Source organism: Compostibacillus humi (genome assembly GCF_014637175.1).
Taxonomy (GTDB): domain Bacteria; phylum Bacillota; class Bacilli; order Bacillales; family Amphibacillaceae; genus Oceanobacillus; species Oceanobacillus humi.
The window spans coordinates 1-6,917 of record NZ_BMEV01000099.1 but is presented as its reverse complement, the minus strand read 5'-3'; the positions used below and the strand labels follow the sequence as shown (position 1 = coordinate 6,917).

Genomic DNA, 6,917 nt, shown 5'->3' with positions numbered 1-6,917 from the left:
GACAAAAACGTCGAGGCCAGCAAGCGACAGCGCGGTAGCCGAAAAAAGTGTACAAAAATAGAGTGCTGGAAATAGCATGATAAAAACAACATCGAGAAAAACTTGACACATACGAAGGAGCTGTTTTTATTGCGCGTTTAAATTTTGCACCTGATACAAATCGTAATAGCTTCCTTTTTTCTCCATTAATTCTTCATGGGTACCCATTTCGGTAATTTCCCCGTTTTCAATGACGACTATCCGGTCGGCATGGGTGATCGTTGCCAAACGATGGGCGACAATAAATGTCGTCCGGTCCGATGCCAGCTTTTCCATCGTTTCCTGAATTAAATGTTCGCTTTCCAGATCAAGGGCAGATGTCGCCTCATCAAATATTAAGATTGGCGGATTTTTTAGGAACACACGAGCAATTGCAATCCGCTGCTTCTGTCCGCCGGATAATTTGACTCCCCTTTCTCCAACCAATGTATCATATCCTTGTGGAAGCTTTTCAATAAATTCATGGGCGTTGGCGGCCTTGGCGGCGGCAATTACTTCCTCGTCGGTTGCATCCGGCTTTCCCATCCGAATATTTACGGCGATGGATTCACTGAAAAGAATATTGTCCTGCAGCACCATGCCGATATTGTCCCTGAGGGAGCGGGCTTTTACATCACGAATGTCGATGCCGTCTACCTTAATGGAACCTTCGCGGACGTCATAAAAGCGGGGAATTAAATTCACGATTGTAGATTTTCCGCCGCCGCTCATTCCGACAAAAGCAATCGTTTCTCCCTTTTCCACATGGAGGGTAATATTTTTTAATACATCCCTCTCATTTTCTTCATAGCGAAGGGAAACATTTTCGATATCCACTCTACCGTCCACTTTTCCTAATTCAATGGCATCCTCTTTGTCTTTTACGTCATATTTCTCATTCATAAATTCCATGACCCGGTCAATGGAGGCAATGGCTTGAACTAATGTCGTCGAGGAGTTAATTAATCTGCGCAGCGGATTGTATACCCTTTCCATGTACCCGACAAAGGCAGCTAATCCTCCGACAGTCAAATCTCCTGTAACTACCTGGTACCCCCCAAAGCCGATGACGAGCAATGGAGCTAAATCGGTGATTGTATTAGTAGCGGCAAAGGTGCGGGCGTTCCAATCGACATGTTTCATCGCCCTTTGCAAAAAATGCTTGTTTCTTTTCGCAAATTGCTCCTGCTCATAATCTTCGATAGCGAAACTCCTCGTCACCGGAATTCCCTGGACCCGTTCGTGGAGATGCCCTTGCACTTTAGCAAGGGCTTGGGAACGTTCCCGTGTCAGCCGGCGCAGTCGCCCGTAAAAATATTTGACGGTAAAGCCAAATAACGGGAACAAAATAATGGCAACAATCGTCATCTCCACATCCATCGTAAGCATAATGGAGATGGCGATGAGAATCGTAATCATGTCGAGCCAGACGTTCATTAATCCGGTCACGACAAAGTTCTTCGTCTGCTCCACGTCATTAATGACACGGGAAATAATTTCTCCCGTTTTTGTCGAAGCGTAATATTTCAGGCTTAATTTTTGAATATGATCAAAAAGCCGGTCACGAATATCATATAAAATTTTGTTTCCTACCCATTGGGCAAGATATTGGCGAATATATTCAATCGGCGGCCTGAGAATTAGGAAAACAACGAATGCCAGTCCCATAATCCAAAATAATTGAGTCAGCTTTTCTCCGTTCGTCAGGCCTTGGGCTCCGATAATATCGTCAATGACATATTTTAAAATTAGCGGCATTAATAAGGGAATGGCAAATTTGAGAATGCCTACAATAATTGTCCAAAAAATCTTCCATTTATACGGTTTCACAAAGGCCATGTACTGTTTCACGCTGCTCATCTGCTCTTCCTCTTTCTTCCATATTGAAAATAAAAACAGAAAAGCCTTGTTACTCTCTGTAACAAGACACGTCCATCGTTTATCGGTATGTTAAATACCGTTCATACCAATTATCGACGAAATCAGGAGAAAAGGGGCCCTTTCCTTGGCGAATCCATTTTATTAAATAATCAATATGGTTATGTAAAATTTTATCCAATACATCTGGATAATTCATCACTTTCTTATGTTCATTGTATTCATCGATATCCAAAATTTCATAGGTCATGTCCGGATATACCTTTACATCCAAATCATAGTCAATATATTTTAACGCCTCCGAATCGTACACAAAAGGCGAACTGATATTGCAGTAATAGTAGATTCCGTCGTTTCTTAACATGCCAATAATATTAAACCAATATTTTGAGTGAAAATAACAAATAGCCGGTTCCCTCGTAATCCAAGTTCTGCCATCGCTTTCCGTCACTTGGGTTTTATCATTGGCTCCGATGACAACAGTATCTGTCCCCTTTAGAACAAGACTCTGTTCCCAGACCCTGTGGAGCTGTCCATTATGTTTGTAGCTTTGTATCTCTATCGTTGAACCTGCTCTCGGAGCAACCATATTACCTTTCCTCTCCTTAACCCAATGTCCACTATGAACTCATTATATAGATAATAGAAAGAAACATAAAGTAAAATAGACCTCCGGAAGCCTATGCCCGCTTTTCCAATAAAGAAGGTGTCAGAAAAATAACGGTTTTTCTGACACCTTCTTATTTAACAGTCCTTAATTATCTGCTACTTTTTGTTCGCCTGAGACTGCTGATTTTGTTTTCTAACTTCCTGGGCATTGGTTTCGGATGCAAATTCAGTTCCGTATTGTCCTTGCGCAGCTTGCTGGTTTTGCTGTTTTACATGCTGAACATTAGTACCAGCTTTCGTCTTTTTGTTAGCCATTTGTTTCACCTCCGCAGTAGATAATGTGTCCATTCCTTTGCATGTTATCCAAAAATATTAAAAACAAATTTCTAACAGCAATGGGAAAAACTCCCGGGTAATAAAGCCGGAAATACACACAAATTACAAATAAGCTTTACTCTTTTGGAGGCCGATATGAAAAGAGATTTCACCGAATTATCGATGATGAGCAAAGAAAAGTGGAGTAATGAGGAATTGCAATATTATCAGCATGCTTTGTCCCAAATATTGCCCTATATAAACTCAGAAGGATTGACGATTTTACACGAAATTAATAAAGAATTGCACTCAAGAAATATTTAGAAAAAACTTCCTGAAGTTGATTGCCTCAGGAAGTTTTTATATCCATGCTTTCATTTTCTGATGAGATACCGGAAAAGGAAAATCATCGATGGAATCCGTTTTTACCATCCGGATTCTCGTATCATTATTTTCATTCTGGATGATTTTCGCTTCGTATACGTCAATATCCCAAATTAAATGGGAAAATACATGGCGGATATTCCCCAATTTTTCTTGTAAATGAATTTCCACACCGTATTCTCCATAAAACCAATGTTCGATATGATTCATTCCGACTTCTTCGATGGGAACCATCGGAAATTGCCACAAATCTGCCAACAGCCCTTCCGACGGTCTTTTTTCAATGATAACCCGATCTTTTTCCTTCATAATCAATGCCACGTAAGAAACCGTCTTCTGCTTTTTCGCCTTTTTCTTTACCGGCAGCTGTTCCTGAACCCCTTCCTCGAAGCCTAAACAATGTTTATTTACGGGACAAAGAAGACATTGTGGAGATTTCGGCGTGCATATGGTAGCTCCTAAATCCATAATCGCCTGGTTAAAAGAAGAAGGATCCTCTTCGGAAATTAGTTCTTTTACGTAGGATTCGATTCGTTTTTTTACCGGGCCTTTCGAAATATCGTCTTCCACTTTGAACAGCCGGGAAAATACCCGCAATACGTTTCCATCTATCGCTGGTTCCGGTTTGTTAAAAGCGATAGATAAAATTGCTCCTTTCGTATAAGGGCCCACTCCCTTTAGAGTACCTAATTTCTCCGCATCATCCGGCACGTTTCCGTCATATTTCTCAACTACTTCCTTCACCGCTTCATGCAGATTTTTTGCCCGGGAATAGTAGCCTAAACCTTCCCACATTTTCAGCACTTCTTCTTGGGAAGCGGCAGCAAGTTCATAAGGACTGGGAAATTTACGAATAAATCGCTCGAAATAAGGGATTACCGTATCAACCTTTGTTTGCTGCAGCATAATTTCGGAGACCCAAACTTTATACGGGTCGGAATCCTCCCGCCACGGAAGTTCCCGCTTATTTTTGTCATACCAAGTTAATAAATCTTCTTGAAATTGCCATATATTTATATGTTTTATAAATTCATCCATCATAAAACCACTTCCTTTATGGTACAATAAAGAAAAACTTAATGAAACATCAATACTCATTGTTGCAAATATTTGTAAGCCCGTAACTGATCTGTCCGGCGGGATTACTTGCATTCAATTTTCCAGCTGCTTTAAATTCTGGAGGGAGCTTGCAATGGATACAGGAACGCATATTGTTATGGGAATTGCCCTTGGAGGTCTGGCAACAATCGACCCCGCTGTACAGAACGATCCAACGCTATTTACTGCGGTGCTGGCCGGGACGGTGATCGGTTCCCACGCACCGGATTTTGATACAATTTTCAAGTTAAGAAACAATGCAACGTACATTCGTCATCATCGCGGCGCATCCCATTCTCTGCCAGCGATTATTTTATGGGGATTTATTGTATCCGGGATCATTTTTCTTTTCGTTCCAGAGGTAAACTTTTTCCATCTATGGCTTTGGACCTTTATCGCCGTCTGTTTACACGTATTTGTCGATTTATTTAATGCGTACGGCACCCAAGCGTTCCGTCCGTTTACGTCCAAATGGATTGCCCTCGGCTTTATAAATACGTTTGATCCGTATATCTTCGGCTTAAATGTTGTGTTCATCATTGCATGGATACTGGGGGCAAACCCCGGCATCACCTGGGCCATTATTTATGCAGTCATTGTTCTATATTATATCAAACGGTATTTGGACAAAAGGGAAATCCGAGAAAAAATCAAAGAATTCTACCCGAATGCGATTCAAATTGTCACTTCGCCTACGATGAAACAAAATTATTGGCGGGTCGCCATTTCGACCAACAACCGGTTCTATGTCGGCACGGTGGAAAACGGCCATATTGAAATCATCGATGAATTTGAAAAAGTGCCTTTGCCTGATACACCGGTAATGGAGGCAGCGAAAAAGGATAAAAATATCGCTTCTTTTTTAAACTTTTCTCCCGTCTACCGCTGGGAAATTACCGAATTTGAGACGTTTACCGAAGTGCGCTTTATCGACTTGCGCTACCGGTCAAAGGACTATTATCCTTTCGTTGCGGTCGTCCAGCTGGACCGCCGCTTGGATATCATCAGTTCCTATGCCGGCTGGATTTTTTCTGAACATAAACTGAAAAGAAAACTGCTTACGGAAGACGCATAAAAAAGCTGACATTTCACAATGTCAGCTTTTTTGAATTCTAGTCTTCCTCTTTAACTTTCTTTCCTAAAAGGGAAATCGGCAGTGCTTCTTTCGTTTCATAAACTTCATTCAATAAGTTAATCCTCCGTCCCCAGGCAAACACTCCATTAATGTACTCAATTTTAAAACGGAATCCTGGTTCCATCTTTAATTCATATATTTCACCGGGGGAAAAATCTTCCGGATTCATCGTATAAGCTATGGCTACTTGCATTTTTCGTTCGTAAATTGCCACCTCGGAAATATTCCCCATTTGTTCCGCCTTTTGTGCCTTCTCTTTCAAGCTGCGAATTTCTTTATATAAATCTTGGACAGATAAATCACTATATAAGTAATTCACATTTTTCCCCTCCCAACATTATTGTACCTTTACATAGACGATTAAGCCAATAGTATTAGGGGTAATTTTCTTTCTTTTAGTATTCGTCGTCCATCTTATCGGTAAATTGCTGTATCATGTCCATTGGAAATCCTTTTCGGTACAAGCCTTCTTTTACTTTATTCCTTAACGCATAGCCGGATAATTTCCCTTCATGTTTTCGCTTTAATTTTTCTCCCTGATACACTAACGCTTCCCATTCCTTTTCTTCATCCATATTTTCATCCAAATCTGCAGCGGCTTGCTGTATCATGTCCATCGGAAATCCTTTTTGCAGCAAATTCGTTTTCCATTGATCCAGCTGTTTTCGGTAAGAAACTTTTTTCCGGCTCTTCTTCTTTTTTTCAAAAAAAGCGGTTATCTTTTTATACTGTAACTCTTCGGTATATTGGTCCAAGGCCCGCTCTGCAATTGCCGAAGAAATGCCCTTTTCCAGCAGTTCCTTCTTTATGAGCATCGGTCCTTTCGACGTCGTATTGATGCGGCTTTGGACAAACATGCGGGCAAACTGTTCATCATCGATAAGCTTTTCTTTTTCCAGCCGTTCCAGCACTTGCTCAATTTGCTCAAATGCAGCTTCTTTTTTCTTTAAATACGTGAATACTTCTTTTCGCGAACGCATCCGGTAGCTTAAAAAATTAATTGCCTGTATATAAAACTTATACGTCTCATCCTTTTTCTGGATGGCCTCAATGACAGAATCACTAATCTCCAATCCTTTACGGAGACGGAATTCAACGAGGATGCTTTCGTCAACACTGAAGGCGAAGCGTTCATTCTTTCCTTCCTGCAGAAAAATATTGTATCGCTGATTATTTTTCTTTTGCGTTGTAATCCGGCTGATGACAGGCAATGGGAGAGCCTCCTTTCCCTCTATTACAATTTTATTTTACAGCATTTACCGTAAAACCTTTGTTCATAAATGCTTTTAAAAGCTGTACATAATCCATATTTTAAAAGCTCGAAATTTAGCAAATTTTGCCGAATACTTTAATTAAATTTTAACAAAGTATGTGTAAAATAGTTCTCGGTGATATTTCTACAAAATCCTAGCCAAAAAGGAAGAGGCACTCTATCATAAATGTATGCGTACCAGGCAAATACACTTAGAAAGAGGCCTCT

8 protein-coding genes are annotated in these 6,917 nt (G+C 40.6%); 2 read left to right on the top strand and 6 right to left on the bottom strand.

The annotated features are described in order from the left end of the window. Positions 1 to 126: 126 nt before the first annotated feature. From IEV18_RS16010 to IEV18_RS16000, 3 genes are all read right to left on the bottom strand, one after another. The gene (locus tag IEV18_RS16010) at positions 127 to 1,878 is read right to left on the bottom strand and encodes an ABC transporter ATP-binding protein (protein ID WP_188393374.1); all 1,752 of its coding nucleotides are present in this window, start codon (positions 1,876 to 1,878) and stop codon (positions 127 to 129) included. Between the two features lie 79 nt (positions 1,879 to 1,957). Next, the gene (ntdP, locus tag IEV18_RS16005; protein WP_188393373.1) at positions 1,958 to 2,485 is read right to left on the bottom strand and encodes a nucleoside tri-diphosphate phosphatase; all 528 of its coding nucleotides are present in this window, start codon (positions 2,483 to 2,485) and stop codon (positions 1,958 to 1,960) included. Between the two features lie 176 nt (positions 2,486 to 2,661). Then, on the bottom strand, positions 2,662 to 2,820 hold the full coding sequence (locus IEV18_RS16000; RefSeq protein WP_188393372.1) for a gamma-type small acid-soluble spore protein: 159 nt from the start codon (positions 2,818 to 2,820) through the stop codon (positions 2,662 to 2,664). A gap of 156 nt (positions 2,821 to 2,976) precedes the next feature. Here IEV18_RS16000 and yfhS point away from each other — a divergent pair, with 156 nt between their 5' ends. Next, complete coding sequence (gene yfhS, locus IEV18_RS15995) at positions 2,977 to 3,144, top strand: mother cell protein YfhS (protein WP_188393371.1); 168 nt, start codon at positions 2,977 to 2,979, stop codon at positions 3,142 to 3,144. A gap of 36 nt (positions 3,145 to 3,180) precedes the next feature. Here the strand turns inward: yfhS and mutY are convergent, their stop codons facing one another. Further along, positions 3,181 to 4,242: an A/G-specific adenine glycosylase gene (gene mutY, locus IEV18_RS15990; RefSeq protein ID WP_188393370.1), complete on the bottom strand. Its 1,062-nt coding sequence runs from the start codon at positions 4,240 to 4,242 to the stop codon at positions 3,181 to 3,183. Between the two features lie 154 nt (positions 4,243 to 4,396). Here mutY and IEV18_RS15985 point away from each other — a divergent pair, with 154 nt between their 5' ends. Then, positions 4,397 to 5,377 (top strand): metal-dependent hydrolase, encoded by a 981-nt coding sequence (locus IEV18_RS15985; protein ID WP_188393369.1) that lies wholly within the window; start codon positions 4,397 to 4,399, stop codon positions 5,375 to 5,377. Between the two features lie 37 nt (positions 5,378 to 5,414). Here the strand turns inward: IEV18_RS15985 and IEV18_RS15980 are convergent, their stop codons facing one another. After that, complete coding sequence (locus IEV18_RS15980) at positions 5,415 to 5,756, bottom strand: YfhH family protein (protein WP_188393368.1); 342 nt, start codon at positions 5,754 to 5,756, stop codon at positions 5,415 to 5,417. A gap of 76 nt (positions 5,757 to 5,832) precedes the next feature. Beyond that, positions 5,833 to 6,648 (bottom strand): recombination regulator RecX, encoded by an 816-nt coding sequence (recX, locus tag IEV18_RS15975; RefSeq protein WP_188393367.1) that lies wholly within the window; start codon positions 6,646 to 6,648, stop codon positions 5,833 to 5,835. Between the last annotated feature and the right edge of the window lie 269 nt (positions 6,649 to 6,917).

Bases quoted from the DNA above. Each gene is read 5' to 3' on its own strand.
- IEV18_RS16010 (WP_188393374.1), bottom strand. From the start codon at position 1,878: ATGAGCAGCGTGAAACAGTACATGGCCTTTGTGAAACCGTATAAATGG.
- ntdP (WP_188393373.1), bottom strand. From the start codon at position 2,485: ATGGTTGCTCCGAGAGCAGGTTCAACGATAGAGATACAAAGCTACAAA.
- IEV18_RS16000 (WP_188393372.1), bottom strand. From the start codon at position 2,820: ATGGCTAACAAAAAGACGAAAGCTGGTACTAATGTTCAGCATGTAAAA.
- yfhS (WP_188393371.1), top strand. From the start codon at position 2,977: ATGAAAAGAGATTTCACCGAATTATCGATGATGAGCAAAGAAAAGTGG.
- mutY (WP_188393370.1), bottom strand. From the start codon at position 4,242: ATGGATGAATTTATAAAACATATAAATATATGGCAATTTCAAGAAGAT.
- IEV18_RS15985 (WP_188393369.1), top strand. From the start codon at position 4,397: ATGGATACAGGAACGCATATTGTTATGGGAATTGCCCTTGGAGGTCTG.